At 65.4% G+C, this 21,181-nt stretch carries 22 protein-coding genes and 1 pseudogene; 11 read left to right on the top strand and 12 right to left on the bottom strand.

Going from position 1 to position 21,181, the window contains the following annotated elements; translation table 11 throughout:
* Positions 1-256 precede the first annotated feature (256 nt).
* The 4 genes from ACV229_RS14180 to ACV229_RS14165 all read left to right on the top strand — a co-directional run bounded on the left by ACV229_RS14180 (position 257) and on the right by ACV229_RS14165 (position 4,061).
* Complete coding sequence (locus ACV229_RS14180) at positions 257-1,474, top strand: DUF2863 family protein (RefSeq protein ID WP_448083738.1); 1,218 nt, start codon at positions 257-259, stop codon at positions 1,472-1,474.
* A gap of 196 nt (positions 1,475-1,670) precedes the next feature.
* On the top strand, positions 1,671-2,507 hold the full coding sequence (locus ACV229_RS14175) for a LuxR C-terminal-related transcriptional regulator (RefSeq protein ID WP_448083737.1): 837 nt from the start codon (positions 1,671-1,673) through the stop codon (positions 2,505-2,507).
* Positions 2,508-2,584: 77 nt separating this feature from the next.
* Entirely contained in the window at positions 2,585-3,259 is a 675-nt protein-coding gene (locus tag ACV229_RS14170) for an energy-coupling factor ABC transporter permease (RefSeq protein ID WP_448083736.1), read from the top strand.
* Between the two features lie 145 nt (positions 3,260-3,404).
* Positions 3,405-4,061: a BspC domain-containing protein gene (locus ACV229_RS14165; RefSeq protein ID WP_448083735.1), complete on the top strand. Its 657-nt coding sequence runs from the start codon at positions 3,405-3,407 to the stop codon at positions 4,059-4,061.
* An 82-nt stretch (positions 4,062-4,143) separates the two neighbouring features.
* On the opposite strand, the gene ACV229_RS14160 is transcribed toward ACV229_RS14165, so the two are convergent.
* Entirely contained in the window at positions 4,144-5,298 is a 1,155-nt protein-coding gene (locus tag ACV229_RS14160; protein ID WP_448083734.1) for a M14 family metallopeptidase, read from the bottom strand.
* 140 nt (positions 5,299-5,438) lie between these two features.
* On the bottom strand, positions 5,439-6,221 hold the full coding sequence (yaaA, locus tag ACV229_RS14155; protein ID WP_448083733.1) for a peroxide stress protein YaaA: 783 nt from the start codon (positions 6,219-6,221) through the stop codon (positions 5,439-5,441).
* Between the two features lie 57 nt (positions 6,222-6,278).
* Here yaaA and ACV229_RS14150 point away from each other — a divergent pair, with 57 nt between their 5' ends.
* The gene (locus ACV229_RS14150) at positions 6,279-6,776 is read left to right on the top strand and encodes a putative toxin-antitoxin system toxin component, PIN family (RefSeq protein WP_448083732.1); all 498 of its coding nucleotides are present in this window, start codon (positions 6,279-6,281) and stop codon (positions 6,774-6,776) included.
* Positions 6,777-6,811: 35 nt separating this feature from the next.
* Positions 6,812-7,984 (top strand): pyridoxal phosphate-dependent aminotransferase, encoded by a 1,173-nt coding sequence (locus ACV229_RS14145; RefSeq protein ID WP_448083731.1) that lies wholly within the window; start codon positions 6,812-6,814, stop codon positions 7,982-7,984.
* A gap of 101 nt (positions 7,985-8,085) precedes the next feature.
* On the opposite strand, the gene ACV229_RS14140 is transcribed toward ACV229_RS14145, so the two are convergent.
* Complete coding sequence (locus ACV229_RS14140; protein WP_448083730.1) at positions 8,086-8,742, bottom strand: glutathione S-transferase family protein; 657 nt, start codon at positions 8,740-8,742, stop codon at positions 8,086-8,088.
* Between the two features lie 201 nt (positions 8,743-8,943).
* Here ACV229_RS14140 and ACV229_RS14135 point away from each other — a divergent pair, with 201 nt between their 5' ends.
* From ACV229_RS14135 to ACV229_RS14115, 5 genes and pseudogenes are all read left to right on the top strand, one after another.
* The gene (locus ACV229_RS14135) at positions 8,944-9,735 is read left to right on the top strand and encodes an oxepin-CoA hydrolase, alternative type (RefSeq protein WP_448083729.1); all 792 of its coding nucleotides are present in this window, start codon (positions 8,944-8,946) and stop codon (positions 9,733-9,735) included.
* A 7-nt stretch (positions 9,736-9,742) separates the two neighbouring features.
* Positions 9,743-9,841 (top strand): annotated as a pseudogene (locus ACV229_RS14130) (histidine phosphatase family protein); the annotation flags it as partial.
* A gap of 85 nt (positions 9,842-9,926) precedes the next feature.
* Entirely contained in the window at positions 9,927-11,081 is a 1,155-nt protein-coding gene (locus ACV229_RS14125; RefSeq protein WP_448083728.1) for a phosphotransferase, read from the top strand.
* A gap of 48 nt (positions 11,082-11,129) precedes the next feature.
* Positions 11,130-12,341 carry an acyl-CoA dehydrogenase family protein gene (locus tag ACV229_RS14120; RefSeq protein ID WP_448083727.1) on the top strand — a complete coding sequence of 404 codons (1,212 nt, stop codon included), beginning with the start codon at positions 11,130-11,132 and terminating at the stop codon, positions 12,339-12,341.
* 105 nt (positions 12,342-12,446) lie between these two features.
* Positions 12,447-13,139, top strand: a complete 693-nt coding sequence (locus tag ACV229_RS14115) for a glutathione binding-like protein (RefSeq protein WP_448083749.1) — start codon at positions 12,447-12,449, stop codon at positions 13,137-13,139.
* An 81-nt stretch (positions 13,140-13,220) separates the two neighbouring features.
* Here ACV229_RS14115 and ACV229_RS14110 read toward each other — a convergent pair whose 3' ends face one another.
* The 9 genes from ACV229_RS14110 to ACV229_RS14070 form a co-directional block, all read right to left on the bottom strand.
* Positions 13,221-13,697, bottom strand: coding sequence for a MaoC family dehydratase (locus tag ACV229_RS14110; protein WP_448083726.1), 477 nt, complete (start codon positions 13,695-13,697; stop codon positions 13,221-13,223).
* Positions 13,694-14,155, bottom strand: a complete 462-nt coding sequence (locus tag ACV229_RS14105) for a MaoC family dehydratase (RefSeq protein ID WP_448083725.1) — start codon at positions 14,153-14,155, stop codon at positions 13,694-13,696. Before ACV229_RS14105 ends, ACV229_RS14110 begins: the two co-directional genes overlap by 4 nt.
* A gap of 37 nt (positions 14,156-14,192) precedes the next feature.
* Entirely contained in the window at positions 14,193-15,326 is a 1,134-nt protein-coding gene (locus tag ACV229_RS14100; RefSeq protein WP_448083724.1) for an acyl-CoA dehydrogenase family protein, read from the bottom strand.
* A 108-nt stretch (positions 15,327-15,434) separates the two neighbouring features.
* The gene (locus tag ACV229_RS14095) at positions 15,435-16,631 is read right to left on the bottom strand and encodes an acyl-CoA dehydrogenase family protein (protein WP_448083723.1); all 1,197 of its coding nucleotides are present in this window, start codon (positions 16,629-16,631) and stop codon (positions 15,435-15,437) included.
* A gap of 54 nt (positions 16,632-16,685) precedes the next feature.
* Positions 16,686-17,108 carry a DUF1178 family protein gene (locus ACV229_RS14090; protein WP_448083722.1) on the bottom strand — a complete coding sequence of 141 codons (423 nt, stop codon included), beginning with the start codon at positions 17,106-17,108 and terminating at the stop codon, positions 16,686-16,688.
* A gap of 135 nt (positions 17,109-17,243) precedes the next feature.
* Positions 17,244-17,834 (bottom strand): NUDIX domain-containing protein, encoded by a 591-nt coding sequence (locus tag ACV229_RS14085; protein WP_448083721.1) that lies wholly within the window; start codon positions 17,832-17,834, stop codon positions 17,244-17,246.
* A 51-nt stretch (positions 17,835-17,885) separates the two neighbouring features.
* A complete protein-coding gene (locus ACV229_RS14080; RefSeq protein ID WP_448083720.1) occupies positions 17,886-18,182 on the bottom strand; it encodes a DUF2818 family protein in 297 nt (98 codons plus the stop codon).
* Positions 18,182-19,636 (bottom strand): NADH-quinone oxidoreductase subunit NuoN, encoded by a 1,455-nt coding sequence (gene nuoN, locus ACV229_RS14075; protein ID WP_448083748.1) that lies wholly within the window; start codon positions 19,634-19,636, stop codon positions 18,182-18,184. Before nuoN ends, ACV229_RS14080 begins: the two co-directional genes overlap by 1 nt.
* A 36-nt stretch (positions 19,637-19,672) precedes the next feature.
* A complete protein-coding gene (locus ACV229_RS14070; protein ID WP_448083719.1) occupies positions 19,673-21,163 on the bottom strand; it encodes an NADH-quinone oxidoreductase subunit M in 1,491 nt (496 codons plus the stop codon).
* Between the last annotated feature and the right edge of the window lie 18 nt (positions 21,164-21,181).

The raw sequence follows: 21,181 nt of genomic DNA, 5'->3' as shown, positions 1-21,181 counted from the left end.
GGGTTCATCTTCCTTCGCTGACCGGGCGCCCGACAGGACATCCAACCAGCTTCGCTTCCCCCTTCCGCGCCGCGTTGCCGTTAGCGCGAAAGAGGCGTGATTCTAGGCGCCTCATTCGAGATGCGCAAGGGGTTTGATGCAGTTTTTCACATTGTCCGGCACCAGCCCCCAAACCATGCTGCAGCGCAAGGCCGCTTATAGCGCACAGAACGGACTAGAATGTTACGTTCCTCGCCCCTTTCTATACGTATTTAACATGCGCCAGCGAATCGCCAAACGTCTCCCTCCCGATGCCGACAAACTGGTCGGCCTGTCGCTTGCGCTCTTCGCCTCAGGCAGCCGCATCGAGGACCGCTTCTGGGAAGCGAAGCTCGATGCGCTGCTCGCCAAGATCGTCCGCAACGGCAACCAGACCACGCTCGACGCAGCTCTCGACCATCTGCAGCAGAACCATCCCGACGCGTATGGTGCGCTCGCCGACATGGCGGAGACGCACAGCGAGTCGATGGTGGTCGAACACGACGGCCAGCCGTACGACGCACTGCTGGTCGCCGTGCCCGTGCTGGCCTGGACGCGCTACATGATCCCGTCCGGTCCGCTGAAGGGCGATATCGTCGACGCGCTGCGCACACACCTGCAGGCGCACGTGCTCGCCAACGGTACGCTCGTCGGGCTGGCCCCGTTCCTCTACAGCATCGACCAGCTGCCGCGGCATCACGTCGAAACCTATCGGCTCGCACAGCAGCTCGCGCATGCCGCGCTCGGCCAGCACGCCGCCAAGATCAATTACGGCGACCTGCCGGAAACGTCGCCGATCCTGGCAGACCCGCGCTTCCTGCTCGCGGTCGTGGCCGCCCCCGCGGGTGCTTCGCTGTTCCGCTGGCAGGAAGAAGAGCACGGCACCCGGATCGAGCGTGGTCAATGCCTCGAACAGTGGACTGCACAAGGCGGTCCTAATCTCGCCCTCGCGTTGCCGGGCTGCGAGTTCGAATGCCTGCTTCCGGACGCGTACTATTCGGCGTGCCGGGATGCGGACGAACGCATTCGTCCGCACACCGTGCGCACCGCGATTCGTTATCTTTTCGACACACTTGGTGCAGCGCCGCAGGAACTGCGTGCGGTGGTCGCCGGATTCGGCGAGCGCCGGATCGACGAGTACCGGATCGGCTTCACGCGCCGCGGCAACAACGACGTGATCTACGGCGTCGTGTGGCCGCTCTACGGCCGGGAAAACGGGGATGTCGCGATCGACAACGCGACGGTCGAAGCCGATATGCCGATCGAGGGCCCGCTCGAGGAAATCGTGAGCCTGCTCAAGGAATGCGGCGTGACCGACGTCCGCCGGCACGCGGGCCGCTTCGAGCCCGAGTACTGCGATGACTGCGGCGTGCCGTTGTACGCGGATCCGCTGGGCGAAATCGTCCACGCCGAAATGCCGGAAGACGCGTCACCTGCGCAACCGCACTTCCACTGACGCGTACGCAAGGCCGCAACGGCCACCCGTCGCAAGCCGCTCCAGTTGTTGCCGGAGCGGCTTTTTTCTTGTCCGCCAATCCTTCTGACTAATCCTAACCCTTTCAGCCAAGCAGACATCATGTAAGGTTTTTGTCATTATCGGGCCCAAGGCATGACGCCGGCAGCTTAATGACACACCCTTAAGGAGGCTGAATATGCGGTTCCTGGTGCTCAACTCAGACGCGGAGCGACGTGACGGACTGAAGGTTCTGTTACGACAGATCGACCGCCACGCCGGATTCAACGATGCGCCTGACGGCTTCCAGGCGCGTCGGTCGTTGCGCAGTCAGCGTTTCGATCTGGTCGCGATCGACTGGCAGGATGTCGGCCGGCTCAGCGAGCTTCAGGCGCTCTGCAGCGCCTGTGCTCCCGCGCCCGCCGCGGTCCTGATCGACGAACCCACGCCGGAGATCGTCCGGCGACTCTTCAACTGCGGCGTCACCGGTGTGATCCCGCGCTCCACGCGGCCATACCTCATCGTACGTGCGCTCGAAATGGTGCTGCTGGGCGGACATTACATCCCGCCGATTGCCCTCAATCTTCTGCCCTCGTCCTTCGCGGCCCGCCACGACTCACACCTCGAGGAACTCGCCGGAGCGATCCCCCGCCGTCCGCCGTCCCGGCTCCTGTCGCCGCGGCAAGCGCAGATCATGCGCTTCGTCCACATGGGCAGCACCAACAAGATGATCGCCCGCACCCTTGGCATCAGCGAAGGCACCGTGAAAATCCATCTCGCGAGCATTTTCCAGCAGCTCGGCGCAGCCAATCGCGCCGCGGCGGTCGCGATCTACAACGGCTGGCTGTCCCCGCATCTCGAGGTGCTGTTGTCGAATCGCGACAACACACGCAAGCCGGCAATCGGCGAGCGCGGGCCCACGCCATTGCGTGCGGTGCGCGCCAGCCGCAAATACCCGTCGCCGGCCGCGAACGACGGCCTGCAGAACATGCCGCAGGCAGCAGAACCGCCGGCGCGGTTCCGCCGCGATCGCTAGCCGGACAGTCTCGATATTGCGACGCTCGACGCTCGTGTGGATTCCCACCTTTGATGTTCAACGAGTAATATGGACGCATGGGTTTCTTCTTCACACCGCTTCCGCTATGGGTTGGCGTCGGTGGCTGGATCGCCGCCGCGGCTTTGCTCGCGCTGGCGACCTGGAGTCGCCCGTTCGTCCGCCTTCAGGACGCAACGCTCCAGCACGTCTGGCTCGCGCTCGTCACCGCGATCACGGTTCTCTGGGCATCGAATGCATGGCTCGAAGACGGGCTCGTCATGCACCTGCTCGGCGCCACCCTGCTCGTCACGTTATTCGACTGGACACTCGCGCTGATCGCGATGGGCACCGTCACCGCGGTCGCCGCGATCATCTTCGACGCGCCCTGGCAGGGCATCGGCCTGACCTACCTGATCTACGGCGCGTTGCCGGTTCTCGTGTCGTCGTTGTTGCAGCGCGCCGCGATCGCGTGGCTGCCGCACAACCTGTCGTCGTTCATCACCGGTCAGGGGTTCCTGTCGCCAGCGATCACGATCGTCGTGGTGGCCGCGGCTGCAGCCGGCGTGCAGTTTGCGCTCGCGGACGGCGCCGCTATCGTGATTCCGTCGGGCTACCTGCTGAACACGGCGTTGCTCGCCCTCGGCGAAGCCTGGTTCACCGGCCTCGCGACAGCGCTCATTGCCGTCTACCGTCCGGCCTGGGTCACGACGTTCGACGTCCGGCGCTATCGCCTCGGCGGTCCGCGCGCGTGAGTCCGTCGGCCGTGCCCCCCCGCCATGCCGTCCGACATGGCGCCTCGTTGCTCCGCAACCTGCGAGAGTGTCCCGTCTACTGCCGCATGATTTTTTTGCGCTAAGATTGAACTCCTGTTCTTCATCGGGCCTCTATACGTGCCCGATGTCTCATTCGCTCCTCACCAATAACCAGATGGACAGCTCACCCGCCTCGCTCCGGATTCTCAGAGCGTTCGGCAAGCTGGCAGCCTGTGTCGCGGGTCTGTCGCTTGCGCTCCCGGCGCCGGTACTCGCCGACCTACTCGACCAGCGCTCCGAACTGATCAACAAATTCGTCAACGATATGCACGCCGACCCGCTCGTTGCGGACTGCGCGGCACACGGCAGCTTCATCGCCAGCACATCGTCGGCCTTCGATCGTGTCGATTTCGCGCCGAACGCATTCGACAGCGGCAACGCGACGATCACGCCGTGGAATGACTCGTTCGATCAGGGCAAGCAGCGCGTCAAGGTCGACAATATCGTTACCGTCGACGGACTCGGCATCCCCAAGGACGGCGGCGACCCGGCGCCGCTGAAGTTTCGCTGCGGCTACGTCGGCCAGCAGATGCTCGCGTTCAGCTGGAACGATCCGGTTCCGCCGCTGAAACCGCGCGTCGAACGATCCGAGCCGACGACGAAGAAATTCAAGGGCAAGTCGGCCAAGGGCAAAGGCAAGGCAAAAGCCACGGGCCGCACCACCAAAAAGGCCGTCGCAACGAAGAAATCCGCCGGCCAGAAGAAAGCCGTGAAGAAGAAATCGACGGCGAAGAAGTCCTGATACGATCGGGCAACAACGACAGACGCAAAAAAGCCGGGGCATCATTCGATGCCCCGGCTTTTTCTTGCCTGCGAATACGGGCTTACTTGAAGGTTTCGAGTTGGCGCAGAATCGCAGCGAGCATCGCCGCGCCGAGCGCCGCGCTGCGTTCGCCGTTCCAGCCGACACGTTCGTCCGGCAGGTTCGCGTTGTCCTTGAACGGCATCTCGAGCGTCAGCGACAGGCAGCCGAACTGATGCCCGATGTATTTCGACGCAAGCTTGAGCGCGTCCTCCTTGTACTTGCTCGCCGCGTACCCGTGCTCGTCCTGGAAGTCCGGGCTCGCCACCTTGAACGCATCGATGAACGCAGCCTGCGCCTTCCCCTGCTGCTCGGTGAAGCTCGGCAGCATCTCCGAACCCGCGACGAACACATAGGGCAGATCCTCGTCCCCGTGAATGTCGAAGAACATGTCGCAGCCGATCGCGTGAATCGCGTCGCGCACGACCAGGACTTCGGGGCTGCGCGCGGCGTCCGGCTCCATCCATTCACGATTCAGGTTCGCGCCCGCCGCGTTGGTACGCAGGTTGCCGTGCACGCTGCCGTCCGGATTCATGTTCGGCACGATATGGAACGTCGCGTGGTCATAGAGCTTGCGCGCGACCGGGTCGCCCGCCCAGTCGCCCCATCCGGCCAGCCGCTTCACGAGCCCTTCGACGAACCATTCAGCCATCGACTCGCCGGGATGCTGACGCGCGATGATCCATACCTTCTTCTTCGGCGCGCCGTCGGTCTCGGGCGTACCGAGCGTCAGCAGCGACATCGGCCGCCCCTCGACGGTCCGGCCGAGTTCGGTGATGCTCGCCTGCGGCAATTGCTGGACCGCGCCGAGAAACGCCGCGTGCCGCTCTTCCGAATACGGCTCGAAGTACGCGTAATGGATGCTGTCGAACTCGGGCGTATGGTCGATCGTCATCGCCTTGCCATCGAACGTCGTCGGCACGCGAAACCAGTCGACGCGGTCGTAGCTCGCGACCGCGCTGTAGTTGCGCCAGCCGGACGGATACGCGCATTCGGCTGCGTTCTCGAACGTCATCACGCACCGCTCGCCGCGCGCGCCCGTCACGCGGTAGTAGAACCATTGCGCGAACTCGGCCTGGTTGTCGCCGCGCACGCGCAGGCGGATCGCGTCGGGCCGCTCGGCCGACACGACGTCGATCGCGCCGGCGTCGAAATTACTGGTGATCGAAAGGGTCATCTTCTCTCCTTTGTCGACCAGAGTTGGCGCTTTAGCGCTTACTCTGGTCCCATGCTTCGTGGTCGACCCGAGTCGGCGCTTTAGCGCTTGCTCTGGTCCCATGCAAAGCTCCACGGCAGTCTCGTGAACCGCCCGGACGGTTACTCGCCGACACGCCGGCGATATACGTAAGTCGAATCGTTCGACGCAGCTTCGTCGAACGCATAGTCTTCCACTGCAAAATCCTTCAGCGCCTGCGGCTCGGCGATGCGGGTCTCGACAACATAGCGCGCCATCAGGCCGCGCGCGCGTTTCGCATGGAAGCTGATGATCTTGTAGCGGCCGCCCTTCCAGTCCTCGAACACCGGCGTGATGACTGGCGCGGCCAGCAGCCTGGGCCTGACCGACTTGAAATACTCGGTCGACGCGCAATTGATCAGCACGCGCGAAGCGCCGCTGCGGGCCTCCAGTTGCTCGTTCAACGCCCGGGTGATCCGGTCGCCCCAGAACGCATACAGATCCTTGCCGCGCGCGTTCGCGAAACGCGTCCCCATTTCGAGCCGGTAGGGTTGCAGGAGGTCGAGCGGACGCAGCAGCCCATACAGCCCCGACAGCACGCGCACGTGCCGCTGCGCATAGTCGAGATCCGCCGCCGACAGCGACTTCGCGTCGAATCCCTCGTAGACGTCGCCGTTGAACGCGAGCACTGCCTGCTTCGCGTTTGCCGTCGAGAATGTCGGCGACCAGTCCGCGTAACGCTGGAAATTCAGGCGCGCGAGCGGATCGGAGATGTCCATCAGTGTCGCGATGTCCTGCGGCGACAGCTTGCGCAGGCCGTCGATCAGCTCCGACGCATCGTCGACGAACGCCGGCTCGGTGTAGGTCGGGACATGGGCGGGGGTGTCGTAGTCGAGGGATTTCGCGGGAGAGAGAACGATTATCATAGAGGCTCGCTGGCACGCCGTGCCTTGCGGTCAGACGAAAACCACCGATTGTAACGAATGCCCAGCTCCCTCGCCCCACGCGCCGAATGCCGCGTCGTGCTCGACTCGAACGTCTGGATCGACATCCTCGTCTTCGATGATCCCGCCACCCGCCCGATCCGGGCCGCGCTGGAGCGCGGCGCGCTCGTCGCGGTGATCGACGGCCGCTGCCTGACCGAGCTCGAGCATGTGCTCGACTATCCGCAATTCCAGGCGCGCGCGGTCGACAAGGCGGCCGCGCTCTCGACCGTCGCCCGCCTCGCCCGCGGCATCGAGCCGCCGCCCGTCGACGCCGACGCGCCGCCGCTGCCGAAGTGCAAGGACCGCGACGACCAGAAGTTTCTCGAACTCGCCCGCGCCGCGCAGGCCGAATGGCTCGTCTCGAAGGACCGGGCGCTGCTGAAGCTCGCGAAACGCACCGCGCGCGACTTCGGTTTCCGGATCGCGCAACCTGCGCCGTTCGTCGATGCCTGCGCGCTCGATACCGTGCAGGCCGAAACCGTCTCGCCTGCCTGACGCGCGCCCCTGCCCATTTCTTCCGACTGTCCCCGATGAACGCTCCCTCCGACATGCCTACGACTCCCGTTTTCCCTTCGCGCCTGCCGAACGTCGGCACGACGATCTTCACGGTCATGAGCGCGCTCGCCGCCGAGAAAGGCGCCGTGAACCTCGGCCAGGGCTTTCCGGATTTCGATTGCGACCCGCGCATCGTCGATGCGGTCGCGGACGCGATGCGCGGCGGCCACAACCAGTACCCGCCGATGGCCGGCGTCGCGCCGCTGCGCGAAGCGATCGCTGACAAGATCGCGCACGTCTACGGCCGCCGCTACGACCCGGCCACCGAGATCACGGTGACGGCCGGCGCGACGCAGGCGCTGCTCACCGCGATCCTGTGCGCGGTGCATCCGGGCGACGAAGTGATCGTCGTCGAGCCGACCTACGACAGCTATCTGCCGTCGATCGAACTCGCGGGCGGCAAGCCGGTATTCGTCACGCTGGAAGCGCCGGACTATGCGATCCCGTTCGATCGCCTCGCGGCCGCGATCACGCCGAAAACGCGCATGATCGTGATCAACACGCCGCACAACCCGACCGGCACCGTGTGGCGCGAGGCGGACATGCGCAAGCTCAACGAGATCGTGCGCGGCACCAACCTGCTGGTCGTGTCCGACGAGGTGTACGAGCACATGGTGTACGACGGCGCGCGCCACGAGAGCGTCGCGCGCTATCCGGAGCTGGCCGCGCGCAGCTTCATCGTGTCGAGCTTCGGCAAGACCTATCACGTGACGGGCTGGAAGGTCGGCTACGTTGCCGCGCCCGCCGCATTGACCGCGGAGTTCCGCAAGGTCCATCAGTTCAATGTGTTCACGGTGAACACGCCGATGCAGCATGGGCTCGCCGACTACATGCGCGATCCGGCGCCCTACCTGACGCTCGCCGATTTCTACCAGAAGAAGCGCGACTTCTTCCGCGCCGGCCTCGAAAACACGCGCTTCAAGCTGCTGCCGTGCTCGGGCACGTATTTCCAGTGCGTCGACTATTCGGCGATCAGCGATCTGCCCGAAGCCGAGTTCTCGAAGTGGCTCACGTCGGAGATCGGCGTCGCCGCCATTCCGGTGTCCGCGTTCTATCACGAACCGCACGAATCGGGCGTCGTGCGCTTCTGCTTCGCGAAGCAGGAAAGCACACTCGCGACGGCGCTCGAACGGCTCGCACGCCTGTAAGCCGCGCGCGGGTGAGCGCGTAGCCTGCACCCGCCTGGCGAGCGGCACGCCGCCGCCGATGCCCCGCACTTCGCGGGGCAAGCATTAGCGCTGCACCGCGCTCACGGGCGCTTGCCGTTCGCCGCCGCGATATAGGCCTTGCGATCGTCGGCGACGCGTTGCGCCGCCGGGCGCTCGCCGACCTTCTGCGCGTGCGCCTTCCAGTCGATGCCGGCTTCGAGCACGAAATCGCGGCCGAACACCGCTTTCGTCGCCATGCCGATCACCGGCAGATGGATCGATGCGGCGATGTCGGCAAGACCGAACGTGTCGCCGAGCACATAAGGCGAGAAACGCGTCATCCGCGTGAACGCCTCGATCGCGCGCGGCAGACGCCGCTCGACGTGCGCCTTCATCCCGTCGCTGACTTTTCCGCCGAAGAACGCTTCCGTATAGACCTCCCGCGCGGTCCATTCGAGATACAGTTCGAGCGTCTCGACCAGTTCGCGCACCTTCGCGGCCGCAAACGGGTCGGACGGGAAAATGGCCTTGTCCGGATAGCGCGCGGCAAGATACTCGATGATCACTTGCGACTCGAACAGCGCGCCCTGCTCGGTCCTCAGGAACGGAATCTTGCCGAGCGGCGTATCGGCCAGCACGGCCGGATCAGTGACCGGCAGGCCGCACGCCGATTCCTCGAACGGAATGCCGTACTCGAGCAGGACGAATTTCACCTTGTTGTAATAGTTGGACAACGGAATACCGCACAGCTGTAGCATCTGAGTCTCCTTCCTCGCTGGAATGCGGCCGGAACGATGCCCGGTTCGCGGGGATTCGTCGCGCTGAAAAGCACGTTCGTGCTAGTCTAAAACAGTTTCGCGTCTGTCACGACATCCCTGCATCCAACGTAGCAGCATTGCCGACCGATGATGCAACGGATTCGGCATCATGGCCGGACCATCCGATGGAGACACACTCGCATGAGTGCTGAACTGCTGGCATCACGCCCACCCGAAAGCGAGTCGACGCTCGTCCTCACGTTATCCAATCCCGGCGCACGGAACGCGCTGCACCCCGACATGTACGCGGCCGGCATCGAAGCGCTTGCCACCGCCGAACGCGATCCCGCGATTCGCGCAGTCGTGCTCACGGGCGCCGACCGCTTTTTCTGCGCGGGCGGCAACCTGAACCGGCTGCTCGACAACCGTACGAAGGATCCGTCGTACCAGGCCGACAGCATCGACCTGCTCGGCGCGTGGGCTGCCGCGATCCGCGCGACGACGAAGCCGGTGATCGCGGCGGTCGAAGGCGCGGCGGCCGGCGCCGGCTTCTCGCTCGCACTCGCGTGCGACCTGATCGTCGCTGCGCGCGACGCGAAGTTCGCGATGTCGTACGCGCGCGTCGGCCTGACGCCGGACGGCGGCGGCTCGTGGTTCCTCGCCCGCGCGCTGCCGCGCGCGCTCGCCGCCGAGATCCTGTTCGAAGGCAAGCCCGTGATGGCGGAGCGCCTGCACGCACTCGGCGTGGTCAATCGCGTCGCGGCGCCCGGTGCCGCACTCGCCGACGCGCTCGCGTGGGCGGACACGCTCGCCGGCATCTCGCCGAACGCGCTGACGCGCATCAAGGCCTTGCTCGACGACGCCGCCTCGCAGCCGCTCGACGCGCATCTCGTGACCGAGCGCGACCATTTCGTCGCGGCGCTGTATCACGCGGACGCGCACGAAGGCATCACCGCGTTCCTCGAAAAGCGTCCGCCCATCTACAAACGCTAGCCACCGCATGTCACGTTTCGAACTGCCCCGCCGCCGCATCTACCTGATGCGGCACGGCGACGTCACCTATTTCGACGCATCCGGACGCGCGATCGACCCCGACAGCGCGCTAACGCGCTAACTCGGGTCGACCGCGAAGCATGGGACCAGAGTAAGCGCTAAAGCGCTAACTCTGGTCGACAGGAGACACGATGCCACATCCGAACGATTCCGCGCCGCGGGGCACCGACTACACCGCATTCGAAGGCACCGCGCCCGTCGGCGAGCGGCAGCGCTTCGACACCGCTGCGCTGTCGCGCTGGCTCGCCGCGCACGTCGACGGCTTCGCGGGTCCGCTGACCGTCGAGCAGTTCAAGGGCGGCCAGTCGAACCCGACCTTCAAGCTCGTCACGCCGTCGCGCAGCTACGTGATGCGCGCGAAGCCCGCGCCCGCCGCGAAGCTGCTGCCGTCCGCGCACGCGATCGAACGCGAGTTCCGCGTGATGGCCGCGCTGGCCGGCACCGACGTGCCGGTCGCTCAGATGCACGCTCTGTGCGAGGACGAAAGCGTGATCGGCCGCGCGTTCTACGTGATGGCGTTCGTCGACGGGCGCGTGCTGTGGGATCCGTCGCTGCCGGGCATGTCGCCCGACGCGCGGGCCGCGCATTTCGACGAAATGAACCGCGTGATCGCCGCGCTGCATTCGATCGATCCGGCGGCGGTCGGGCTCGCGGACTACGGCAAGCCCGGCAACTATTTCGCGCGGCAGATCGGCCGCTGGAGCAAGCAGTATCTCGCGTCGGAGACCGAGCCGATCGACGCGATGCACCGCCTGATCGACTGGCTCCCGCAGCACATGCCGCCCGACACGGAGGACGACGGCCGCGCCGCGTCCAAGCCGACCGCGTCCAAGCCGACCGCGTCCAAGCCGACCGCGTCCATCGTGCACGGCGACTATCGCCTCGACAACCTGATCTTCCACCCCGACGAGCCGCGCGTGCTCGCGGTGCTCGACTGGGAACTGTCGACGCTCGGCGATCCGCTCGCCGATTTCGCGTACCACTGCATGACGTGGCACGTCGATCCGCAGCAGTTCCGCGGAATCGCCGGACTCGACTGGCGCGCGCTCGGCATCCCGGACGAAGCGCAGTACGTCGCGCGCTACTGCGAACGCACCGGCCTGTCGATCCAGGCCGACTGGAATTTCTACCTCGCCTACAACATGTTCCGCATCGCGGCGATCCTGCAGGGGATCATGAAACGGGTCGTCGACGGCACCGCGTCGAGCGCACAGGCGCTGGACGCCGGCCGGCGCGCACGGCCGATGGCGGAACTGGCGTGGCAGTACGCGCAGAAGGTGCGCTGACGCGCGCACCGCCCCACTCCCCGACGTTTTCCGACAGCGAGGCCGACGATGAACTTCGACTATTCCCCGAAAGTCCAGGCGTTACGCGAGAAGCTGCTTGCGTTCTTTGATACGCACATCTATCCGAACGAACCGGCGTTCTACGAGGAGATCGCCCGCAATCGCCGCGACGGCAACGCATGGCGTGCTGTCGAGCTGATCGAGACGCTGAAGGCCGACGCCCGCCACGCAGGCCTGTGGAACCTGTTCCTGCCCGATTCGGCGCACGGCGCCGGCCTGACCAACGTCGAATACGCGCCGCTGTGCGAAATCATGGGACGCGTGCCGTGGGCGCCCGAAGTGTTCAACTGCAACGCGCCGGACACCGGCAACATGGAGACGCTCGAGCGCTACGGCAGCGACGAGCACAAGCGCACGTGGCTCGAACCGCTGCTCGACGGGCGGATCCGCTCGGCGTTCCTGATGACGGAACCCGAAGTCGCGTCGTCGGATGCGACGAACATCCGCACGCGCATCGAACGCGACGGCGACGACTACGTGATCAACGGTCACAAGTGGTGGTCGTCGGGCGCGGGCGACCCACGCTGCAAGCTGTACGTCGTGATGGGCAAGACCGATCCGGCGGCGCCGCGCCACGCTCAGCAGTCGATGATCCTCGTGCCGTCCGACGCGCCCGGCGTCACCGTGCACCGGCCGCTCTCCGTGTTCGGCTACGACGATGCGCCGCACGGCCACATGGAAATCACGCTGAAGAACGTGCGCGTGCCGGCATCGAACATTCTGCTCGGCGAGGGGCGCGGCTTCGAGATCGCGCAGGGCCGCCTCGGGCCCGGCCGCATCCATCACTGCATGCGGCTCATCGGGCTCGCCGAGCGCGCGCTCGAGCTGATGTGCAAGCGTGCGTTGAAGCGCGTCGCATTCGGCAAGCCGATCGCCGACCGCACGGTCACGCAGGAGCGGATCGCCGAAGCGCGCTGCCTGATCGAGCAGGCGCGCCTGCTTACATTGAAGACGGCCTACATGATGGACACTGTCGGCAACAAGGCCGCGCGCGGCGAGATCGCGATGATCAAGGTCGTCGCGCCGAACATGGCGTGCCAGGTGATCGACTGGGCGATCCAGGCGCACGGCGGCGTCAGCGACGACTTTCCGCTCGCGTATGCGTACGCATCGGCGCGCACGCTGCGTTTCGCCGACGGCCCCGACGAAGTGCACCGCATCGCGATCGCGAAGCTGGAGCTCGCGCGCTATACGGGGTAGCGCGCGGCGCGGGCGTCTGCAGCGCGCGCCGATCCATGCTCTAATGACCGCCTGTCGCGGCGCCCGTGCGGCGCCGCTTGCGCGGACGCAACCATGGAGCTGACGATGATCGACGTCTATAGCTGGGCGACCCCGAACGGCCACAAGGTGCATATCCTGCTCGAGGAAACCGGCCTCGACTATCGCGTGCACCCGATCGATATCGGCAAGGGCGACCAGTTCACGCCTGAATTCCTGAAGATCAGCCCGAACAACAAGATCCCGGCGATCGTCGACCCGGACGGCCCCGGCGGCAAGCCGATCGCACTGTTCGAGTCGGGCGCGATCCTGATCTATCTCGCGGAGAAGACCGGCCGCTTCCTGCCGACGGATCCGGCCGCGCGCTACGAGACGCTGCAATGGCTGATGTTTCAGATGGGCGGCATCGGCCCGATGCTCGGGCAGGCGCATCACTTCCGCCTGTACGCGCCCGAGAAGATCGACTACGCGGTCAACCGCTACACGAACGAAGCGAAGCGTCTCTACAACGTGATGGACAAGCGGCTCGGCGAAACGGCGTATCTCGCGGGCGACGAATATACGATCGCGGACATCGCAACGTTCCCGTGGACGCGTTCGTGGCAGAACCAGGGAATCGTGCTCGACGAATTGCCGAACGTGAAGCGCTGGCACGAAGCCATTGCCGCGCGTCCCGCCGTGCAGCGCGGTGTCGAGGTGCTCGCGTCGCTGCGTCAGCCGCTGCAGGACGACAAGGCGCGCGAGGTGCTGTTCGGCGCGACGCAGTACGCGAAGCACTGAGCGGCGCGCCGCCGCATATTGCACCTGTCGCGCATGGGGCAGCACGTCGCGTGCCGCCCCCTGCGCGATCCAGCAACAGCATCAGAAGTAGTGCAGCGTGATGAATTCCGCCGCGCACACGACTAGCGGCGCGTCAGGACGTTCGACCTGCATCGTGACGCCCCACGTCACCTGCACGCCGCCCTGCCCCGCATCGGCGGTTTCCTTGACCGCAAACAGCGCGCGCACGCGCGCACCGACCGGCACCGGCTTCAGGAAGCGCACGCGATTCAGGCCGTAGTTCACGCCCATCTTCTGCTCGAAACGCATCGCGCCGACCATCAGCGCGGGAATCAGCGACAGCGTCAGGAAACCGTGCGCGATCGGACCGCCGAACGGCGATTCGCGCCGCGCGCGCTCGGGATCGACATGGATCCACTGATGATCGCCCGTCGCGTCGGCGAACCCGTCGACGCGGCGTTGATCGACATCGATCCAGCCGCTTGCGAACGGCGCATCCCCGACGCGCTCCGCGAGCGCCTGTGCCGATGCAATCAGCGGCAGCGTTGCCTCCGTCATGCGGCCCCTCCCGCCGGATCGCGCAGGCCGAAGATCACTTTCGAACGCACGGTGATCACCGTCTCGCCGCTGCCGTTGACGCCGACCCACTCGGTCGACACGATGCCGCGATCGGGCTTGCTCGCGGACAGGCGCTTGTCGTGGATCTTCTGGTACATCGTGATCGTGTCGCCGACGCGCACGGGCTTGAGCCAGCGGATTTCGTCGATGCCGGGCGACCCCATGCTCGTCGAGCCCGGCAGCAGGTTGCGCACCAGCATGCCCATGAACACCGAACAGGTATGCCAGCCGCTCGCGACGAGCCCGCCGAACGGCGACGCCGCCCCGGCCGCCTCGTCGAGATGGAACGGCTGCGGGTCGTAGCGCTCGGCGAACGTCTTGATGTCGTCCGCCTCGAACGTATAGCGGCCGATTTCGGTGGTGCTGCCCACTACCAGATCTTCGTAACTGATGCCCACGTTGTGTCTCCTTGTGTGACGCGCACGCACGTCGCCGTCATGCGGCGTCGGCCTGCATGAATTCGGGCAATGCCGCGAACCGCGCGAGATGATGGTCGGTGTCGCCGAGCGTCGTCTCGATGATGGCCAGCCGCTTGAACAGATGCGCGGCGGCGACTTCGTTCGTCACGCCCATCCCGCCGTGCAGCTGGACCGCCTGCTGACCGACGAAGCGCGCGGCCTGCCCGACGCGCGCCTTCGCGGCCGACACGGCCTTGCGTCGCGCATCCGCATCAGCGCCTGCATAGCGCACCGCGGCCAGATAGGTCAGCGAACGCGCCTGCTCCGCGTGAATCAGCATGTCGACCATCCGGTGCTGCAGCGCCTGGAAACGCGCGATCGGCACGCCGAACTGCTCGCGCGTCTTCGTGTATTCGACCGTCGCGCGATTCAGCTCGTCGAGCGCGCCGACTGCTTCCGCGCACACCAGCACGGTCGCGTAGTCGGCGATCTGCTCGAGCGCCGCAGCGTCGCGAGCGCCGCCCGTCAGCAAGCGCGCAGGCGTGTCGTCGAAGCGGATCGTCGCTGCGCGCTGCCCGTCGATCGTCCGGTAGTCGACGACGTCCGTGCCTGCCGCGCCGCGCTCGACGACCAGCAGGCCCACAGCGCCGTCGTCGAGCCGTGCGGGCACGATCCACGCGTCGGCCTGCGCACCGTGCTGCACGATCGACTTCGTGCCGGTCACGCGATATGCGCCGCCCTGCCCCCGCGCATGGGTATCGAGCGAGAACAGGTCGTAGCGCGAATGCGGTTCGTGGAATGCGACCGCGAGTCGCGCATGACCTTGCGCGACACGCTCCAGCAGCGCGGCATCGTCACCGGCTCCGGACCCGGCGACGCGCAAGGCTTCGATGCCGACCGCCGTCGCCCAGTACGGCTCGACGACGAGCGCGCGGCCGAGTTCCTGCATTGCGACCAGCATGTCGATCGCGGTCCCGCCGAAACCGCCCAGCGCGTCCGGCACCGGCAGCGCCGTCAGGCCGAGCTCCGCGAATGCGTGCCACTGCGTGTCCGACACACCGGCGTCGCTGCGCACGATCGCCTGGCGCGCCTCGAAGCCGTACTGCTCGCCGAGATAGCGACGCAGTGCGTCGGCGAATTGCTGCTGCTCATCGGTAAAGCTGAAATCCATCGTCGTCTCCTGTCGATCAGAGTTGGCGCTTTAGCGCTTACTCTGGTCCCATGCTTCGCGGTCGATCCGGGTACGCGCATCAGCGCCTGCTCCGATCCGATGCCACGCTCACAGTCCGAGAATCATCTGCGCAATGATGTTCTTCTGAATTTCGTTCGAGCCACCGTAGATCGATGTCTTGCGGTAGTTGAAGTAGTACGCGGCGAGCGGCGCTGCGTCATCGTCGCCGGCCACGCTGCGCTGCCGCTCGCCTTCGAGGAACGGCACGTCGAACGGCGCCGCGAGCGGGCCGATCGCCTCGAACATCAGCTCGGTGAGCGCCTGCTGCACCTCGGTGCCCTTGATCTTCAGCATCGATGCTTCCGGGCCCGGCCCCTTGCCGCTCGTCTCGCGGCTGACGACGCGCAGCACCGTCACCTCGAGCGCCATCAGCTCGACCTCGAGCGCCGCGACCTTCGCGGCGAACACCGGATCGGCGAGCAGCGGCTTGCCGTTTTTGCGCTGGTTCAACGCCACGCGCTTCAGGAAGGCGAGCTCGCGCTTCGACGCGCCGACGCGGGCGATCCCCGTGCGCTCGTGGCCAAGCAGATATTTCGCGTAGGTCCAGCCGCGGTTCTCGTCGCCGACGAGGTTCTCGACCGGCACCTTGACGTCCTCGAAGAACACCTCGTTGACTTCGTGATCCTCGTCGAGCGTGATGATCGGCCGCACGGTGATGCCGGGCGCCTTCATGTCGATCAGCAGGAACGAGATGCCTTCCTGCTTCTTCGCGGCGGGATCGGTGCGCACGAGGCAGAACATCATGTCGGCGTACTGGCCGAGCGTCGTCCAGGTCTTCTGTCCGTTGACGACGTAGTGATCGCCGTGGCGCTCGGCCCGCGTGCGCAGCGACGCGAGATCCGAGCCGGAGCCCGGCTCCGAGTAGCCCTGGCACCACCAGTCCGACCCGTCGAGAATGCGCGGCAGGTAGCGGCGCTTCTGCGCGTCGTTGCCGTACTTCATCAGCACCGGCGCGACCATCGACACGCCGAACGGCAGCACGGTCGGCGCGCCGATGCGTGCGCACTCCTCGTCCCAGATGTGCCGCTGCGTCGCGTTCCAGCCCGGGCCGCCATATTCGACCGGCCATGCTGGCGCGGACCACCCGCGCTGGCCAAGAATCCGGTGCCAGCTCGCGTAGTCGTCGCGATTCAGTCGTTTGTGATCGAGAACCTTGGCGCGCAGCGCGTGAGGCAGGTTAGCCTCGAGCCAAGCGCGAATGTCGGCGCGGAATGCGTCGTCGGCGGGGGAATAATCCAGATCCATGCGAAGTGTCTCCTCGCCGCGGCCGACCGGCCCGGCAAGGACACGCTGCGCAGGTTATTGCAGCGGTTCTTTCAGCGCGGCAGGAATCGGCAGCGGCATCACGTCGATGCCTTCTTCGACCAAGGCTTGCGCATCCTCCGGCGTCGTGACACCCCGGATGCTGCGCGCCGGCGCTTCGTTGTAGTGAATGCGCCGCGCTTCCTCGGCGAAGCGCTCGCCCACGTTCTCGGTCTTCTCCAGTACCTCGCGCAGCACGCGCATCACCTGCGCCTGCAACGCCCGCGGATCGGCCGGCTGCGCCTGCGTCGCACCCGACAGGTTCAGGCGCGGCGCGGACGGCATGCGGCTGACCTCGGTCGCCCCGCATACCGGACATTCGACCAGCTTGCGGGCCAACTGCGCTTCGAATTCATCGGCGGAAGCGAACCAGCCTTCGAACCGATGACCGTGCGGGCACTGTAAATCGAGGACCTTCATGCTGAATCAGGGCTGTGACGAGTGTATCGCAAAAAACGATTTTGTGAACGGTCGTGCTAAATCGGAATCAGACGACGCCGCGGCGCCGTGTCATCGAATTGTAACGCGGCGCTTGCGCCGCCGCTGACACCGCCCTCAGGGCGTCAGCACCGGGCCGAGCGGCCACGTGCCGGACAGCGCTTTCTCGAGCCACATCGTCCCGATGATCGTCTTCACGTCGGTGATCTGGCCGGTCCGCACCCATTCGAGCACGTCGGGCAGCGTCGCGGTGAAGGTCTCGAGGAATTCGCCGTCGTCGAGCTTGCGCTCGCCGGCCGTCAGGCCGCGCGCGAGATACAGGTCGATGAACTCGGTCGAGTAGGAAATGATCGGATGAATGCGCGTGAGGAACACGTATTCGCGCGCGGTATAGCCGGTTTCCTCGCGCAGTTCGCGCACCGCGCACGCGAGCGCCCCTTCGTTCGGGTCGAGCTTGCCGGCCGGGAATTCGGCCATCACCTTGCCGATCGGATAGCGGTACTGGCTTTCCATCAGCACGCGGCCGTCGTCGAACAGCGGGATCACCATCACCGCGCCCGGGTGCTTCACGTATTCGCGCGTCGCGTGCTTGCCGTCGGGCAGGCGCACGGTGTCACGCTTGAGCTTGAGGAATGCGCCGTCGTAGATGGCCTCGCTTTCGAGGCATGTTTCGGTCAGTGCGGCGTCGTGATTGGGCAATTCGGCCATCGGCGGCTCCAAGGTTTGAGCGCGACGGCCAGGGAAGCGGGCCCCGTGCCGTCAGCGTCGTTTGACGAGATACTGGAACGTGAAGCCGGGAAACGCGAACACGACGAAGAGACTGAACGTGATCGCGTAAAACTGCCAGCCTTGTTCGAAGCGGTTGCCGGCGCGCGACTCGAGCCAGAAGCCGAGGACGCCGACAACGAAGTACAGGACGATCAGTTCGCCGATCCGCACCCACGCGCTCTTCTTCGCCGCGCGCAGCGGCACGACGGCGAAGAGGCGCTGGTTCAGGAACGGCAGGTTGGCGCCCGCGAGCGCCAACAGCACGATAAACCAGCCGGCTGCCGACATTACAGCGTCAGCGTGTGACGAATTGCCTGCAGGCAGGCCGTCAGCAGCGGGCTCGGGATCAGGCCGAGCACGACGACCGCGACGCCGTTCAGCATCAGGATCGTGCGCTTGCAGAAATCGCCGGTGATCGGGGTCGTGTCCTGCGGTGCGTCGAAGTACATCAGCTTGACGATGCGCAGGTAGTAGAACGCGCCGAACAGCGACGTGATCACGGCCAGCACGGCAAGCCACGTGAGGCCCGCGTTGACGGTCGCCTCGAGCACCGCGAGCTTCGCGTAGAAGCCGACGGTCGGCGGGATGCCGGCGAGCGAGAACATCATCACCATCATCACGAACGCGAACACCGGGCTGCGCTTGTTCAGGCCCTTGAAGTCGTCGATCGTTTCCGCTTCGAAATCGCGGCGGGCCAGCAGCATGATCACACCGAACGCGCCGAGCGTCGTGATCAGGTAGACGATTGCGTAAAACATCGCCGAGCTGTATGCGCTCGCCGGTGCCGTCGCGTCGCCCTTCACGATGCCTGCGAGCAGGCCGAGCAGCACGAAGCCCATGTTCGAGATCGCCGAGTACGCGAGCATCCGCTTGATGTTGCGCTGGACGATACCCGTGATGTTGCCGACGATCAGCGACAGCGCGGCGAGGATCACGAGCGCCGTCTGCCAGTTCTGCGCGAGCGGCAACAGGCCGATCACCAGGAAGCGCAGCCCCCAGCCGAAAGCCGCGACCTTCGGGCCGCCGCCGACGAACAGCGTCATCGCGGTCGGTGCGCCTTGGTAGACGTCCGGCACCCACATGTGGAACGGCACGGCGCCGAGCTTGAACGCGATACCGGCAACGATGAAGATCACGCCGAACATCAGCACGGCCGGGTCGGTATTGCCCTCGACGGCCTTGTAGACCTCGCCCAGTTCGAGCGAGCCGGTCGCGCCGTAGAGCATCGAGATGCCGTACAGCACGAAGCCCGACGCGAGCGCGCCCAGCACGTAGTACTTCATCGCGGCTTCGCTCGACTGCGCGGCATCCTGGCGCAGCGCGATGATCGCGTACAGCGACAGCGACATCAGTTCGAGACCGAGATACAGCGTCAGGAAGTTGTTGCCCGACACCATCACCAGCTGGCCGAGCAGCGAGAACATCCCAAGCAGGAACACGTCGCCGCGGAACAGGTCGCGGTCTTCGAGGTACTTGCGCGAGTAGACGAGCGATACCGCGAAGCCGAACGACACGACGGCCTTCATCATGCTCGCGAACGAGTCGACGACGACCATCTTCGAGAAGAAGTAATACTGCTGCGGGTCGAGTGCCTGCACCGCGAACCAGACGCCGGCAATGACCGACGACACCACCGCGATCAGATAGGTCAGGCGGCGGCCAGATGCACCGGTAAAGGTGTCGTTCAGCCATGCGACGACGATGGCGGCCATCACCACCGCGTCAGGCAACAGGACATTCATAGGAGCGTTCATGATCTTGATTTCCTCCGCTCGCGATTACTGGGCCAGCGGCAGTTTCGACTGCGCGACATGGGAGAGGAGGTTTTCCACGGAAACGTGCATCACGTCGGTGAAGGGCTTCGGATACAGGCCCATCAGCAGCGTGAACGCGGCGAGCACGGCCAGAAACACGAACTCGCGGCGGTTGATGTCGTCGAGCTTCGCGACGTGGTCGTTCGCGACTGCGCCGAAGTACACGCGCTTGTACATCCACAGCGTGTAGGCCGCGCCGAGGATCAGCGTGAACGCCGCGCCGAACGCGATCCAGAAGTTGTACTGGACCGCAGCGAGGATCACCATGAACTCGCCGACGAAACCCGAGGTACCCGGCAGGCCGCAGTTGGCCATCGCAAACAGCATCGCGAATGCCGCGAACTTCGGCATCACGTTCACGACGCCGCCGTAGTCGGCGATCTGGCGCGAGTGCACGCGGTCGTACAGCACGCCGATGCAGAGGAACATCGCGCCCGACACGAAGCCGTGCGAGATCATCTGGACGATCGCGCCTTCGACGCCGAGTTGGTTGAAGATGAAGAAGCCGAGCGTGACGAAGCCCATGTGCGCGATCGACGAATACGCGACCAGCTTCTTCATGTCGGACTGCACCATCGCGACGAGGCCAATGTAGATCACCGCGATCAGCGACAGCGTGATCACGACGGGCGCGAGAAAGTGGCTGGCGTCAGGCGTGATCGGCAGCGAGAAGCGCAGGAAACCGTATGCGCCGAGCTTCAGCATGATCGCCGCCAGCACGACCGAGCCGCCCGTCGGCGCTTCCACGTGCGCGTCCGGCAACCACGTATGCACCGGCCACATCGGCACCTTCACCGCGAACGCAAGGAAGAACGCAATGAACAGCAGGATCTGCGGCGTCATCGCGATCTTCGCATTCTGCCACGTCGCGAGGTCGAACGAATGCGTTTCCGTGTACAGGTAGATCAGCGCGACCAGCATCAGCAGCGAGCCTGACAGCGTGTACAGGAAGAACTTGAACGCCGCATACACGCGGTTCGGGCCGCCCCACACCCCGATGATGATGTACATCGGGATCAGCGTCGCCTCGAAGAACACGTAGAACAGCAGGCCGTCGGTCGCCGTGAACACGCCGACCATGATCCCGGACAGGATCAGGAATGCGGCCAGGTACTGCGCCACGTGCTCGGTGATCACTTCCCAGCCCGCGATCACGACGATCACGGTGATCAGCGCGGTCAGCACGACGAACCACATCGAGATGCCGTCGACGCCGAGGTGATACGTGATGTTGAAGCGCTCGATCCACGTCGACTGCTCGACGAACTGCATCGCGGCCGTGCTCGAATCGAAGCCGGTGACGAGCGGAATCGTCACGGCGAGGCCGAGCAGCGACCCGATCAGCGCGACCCAGCGGGCCGGCCCCGGATTTCTATCGTTACCCACCGCAAGCACGAGGAGGCCGAAAACGATCGGCAGCCAGATTGCGGTACTCAGAATCGGAAAAGCTTGCATTGTTGTTGTCTCCTCCGC

The sequence above is a fragment of the Burkholderia sp. MR1-5-21 genome (assembly GCF_053427715.1).
This window is presented reverse-complemented; position numbering and strand designations above follow the sequence as displayed.

Excerpts from the sequence above, each read along its gene's own strand:
- ACV229_RS14170 (WP_448083736.1), top strand. The coding sequence starts at position 2,585 with ATGGGTTTCTTCTTCACACCGCTTCCGCTATGGGTTGGCGTCGGTGGC.
- ACV229_RS14140 (WP_448083730.1), bottom strand. The coding sequence starts at position 8,742 with ATGCTACAGCTGTGCGGTATTCCGTTGTCCAACTATTACAACAAGGTG.
- nuoN (WP_448083748.1), bottom strand. The coding sequence starts at position 19,636 with ATGAATGTCCTGTTGCCTGACGCGGTGGTGATGGCCGCCATCGTCGTC.
- ACV229_RS14115 (WP_448083749.1), top strand. The coding sequence starts at position 12,447 with ATGATCGACGTCTATAGCTGGGCGACCCCGAACGGCCACAAGGTGCAT.
- ACV229_RS14100 (WP_448083724.1), bottom strand. The coding sequence starts at position 15,326 with ATGGATTTCAGCTTTACCGATGAGCAGCAGCAATTCGCCGACGCACTG.
- ACV229_RS14110 (WP_448083726.1), bottom strand. The coding sequence starts at position 13,697 with ATGACGGAGGCAACGCTGCCGCTGATTGCATCGGCACAGGCGCTCGCG.
- ACV229_RS14125 (WP_448083728.1), top strand. The coding sequence starts at position 9,927 with ATGCCACATCCGAACGATTCCGCGCCGCGGGGCACCGACTACACCGCA.
- ACV229_RS14090 (WP_448083722.1), bottom strand. The coding sequence starts at position 17,108 with ATGAAGGTCCTCGATTTACAGTGCCCGCACGGTCATCGGTTCGAAGGC.
- ACV229_RS14080 (WP_448083720.1), bottom strand. The coding sequence starts at position 18,182 with ATGTCGGCAGCCGGCTGGTTTATCGTGCTGTTGGCGCTCGCGGGCGCC.
- ACV229_RS14165 (WP_448083735.1), top strand. The coding sequence starts at position 3,405 with ATGTCTCATTCGCTCCTCACCAATAACCAGATGGACAGCTCACCCGCC.
- ACV229_RS14145 (WP_448083731.1), top strand. The coding sequence starts at position 6,812 with ATGAACGCTCCCTCCGACATGCCTACGACTCCCGTTTTCCCTTCGCGC.
- yaaA (WP_448083733.1), bottom strand. The coding sequence starts at position 6,221 with ATGATAATCGTTCTCTCTCCCGCGAAATCCCTCGACTACGACACCCCC.
- ACV229_RS14175 (WP_448083737.1), top strand. The coding sequence starts at position 1,671 with ATGCGGTTCCTGGTGCTCAACTCAGACGCGGAGCGACGTGACGGACTG.
- ACV229_RS14180 (WP_448083738.1), top strand. The coding sequence starts at position 257 with ATGCGCCAGCGAATCGCCAAACGTCTCCCTCCCGATGCCGACAAACTG.
- ACV229_RS14120 (WP_448083727.1), top strand. The coding sequence starts at position 11,130 with ATGAACTTCGACTATTCCCCGAAAGTCCAGGCGTTACGCGAGAAGCTG.
- ACV229_RS14150 (WP_448083732.1), top strand. The coding sequence starts at position 6,279 with ATGCCCAGCTCCCTCGCCCCACGCGCCGAATGCCGCGTCGTGCTCGAC.
- ACV229_RS14135 (WP_448083729.1), top strand. The coding sequence starts at position 8,944 with ATGAGTGCTGAACTGCTGGCATCACGCCCACCCGAAAGCGAGTCGACG.
- ACV229_RS14160 (WP_448083734.1), bottom strand. The coding sequence starts at position 5,298 with ATGACCCTTTCGATCACCAGTAATTTCGACGCCGGCGCGATCGACGTC.
- ACV229_RS14085 (WP_448083721.1), bottom strand. The coding sequence starts at position 17,834 with ATGGCCGAATTGCCCAATCACGACGCCGCACTGACCGAAACATGCCTC.
- ACV229_RS14070 (WP_448083719.1), bottom strand. The coding sequence starts at position 21,163 with ATGCAAGCTTTTCCGATTCTGAGTACCGCAATCTGGCTGCCGATCGTT.
- ACV229_RS14095 (WP_448083723.1), bottom strand. The coding sequence starts at position 16,631 with ATGGATCTGGATTATTCCCCCGCCGACGACGCATTCCGCGCCGACATT.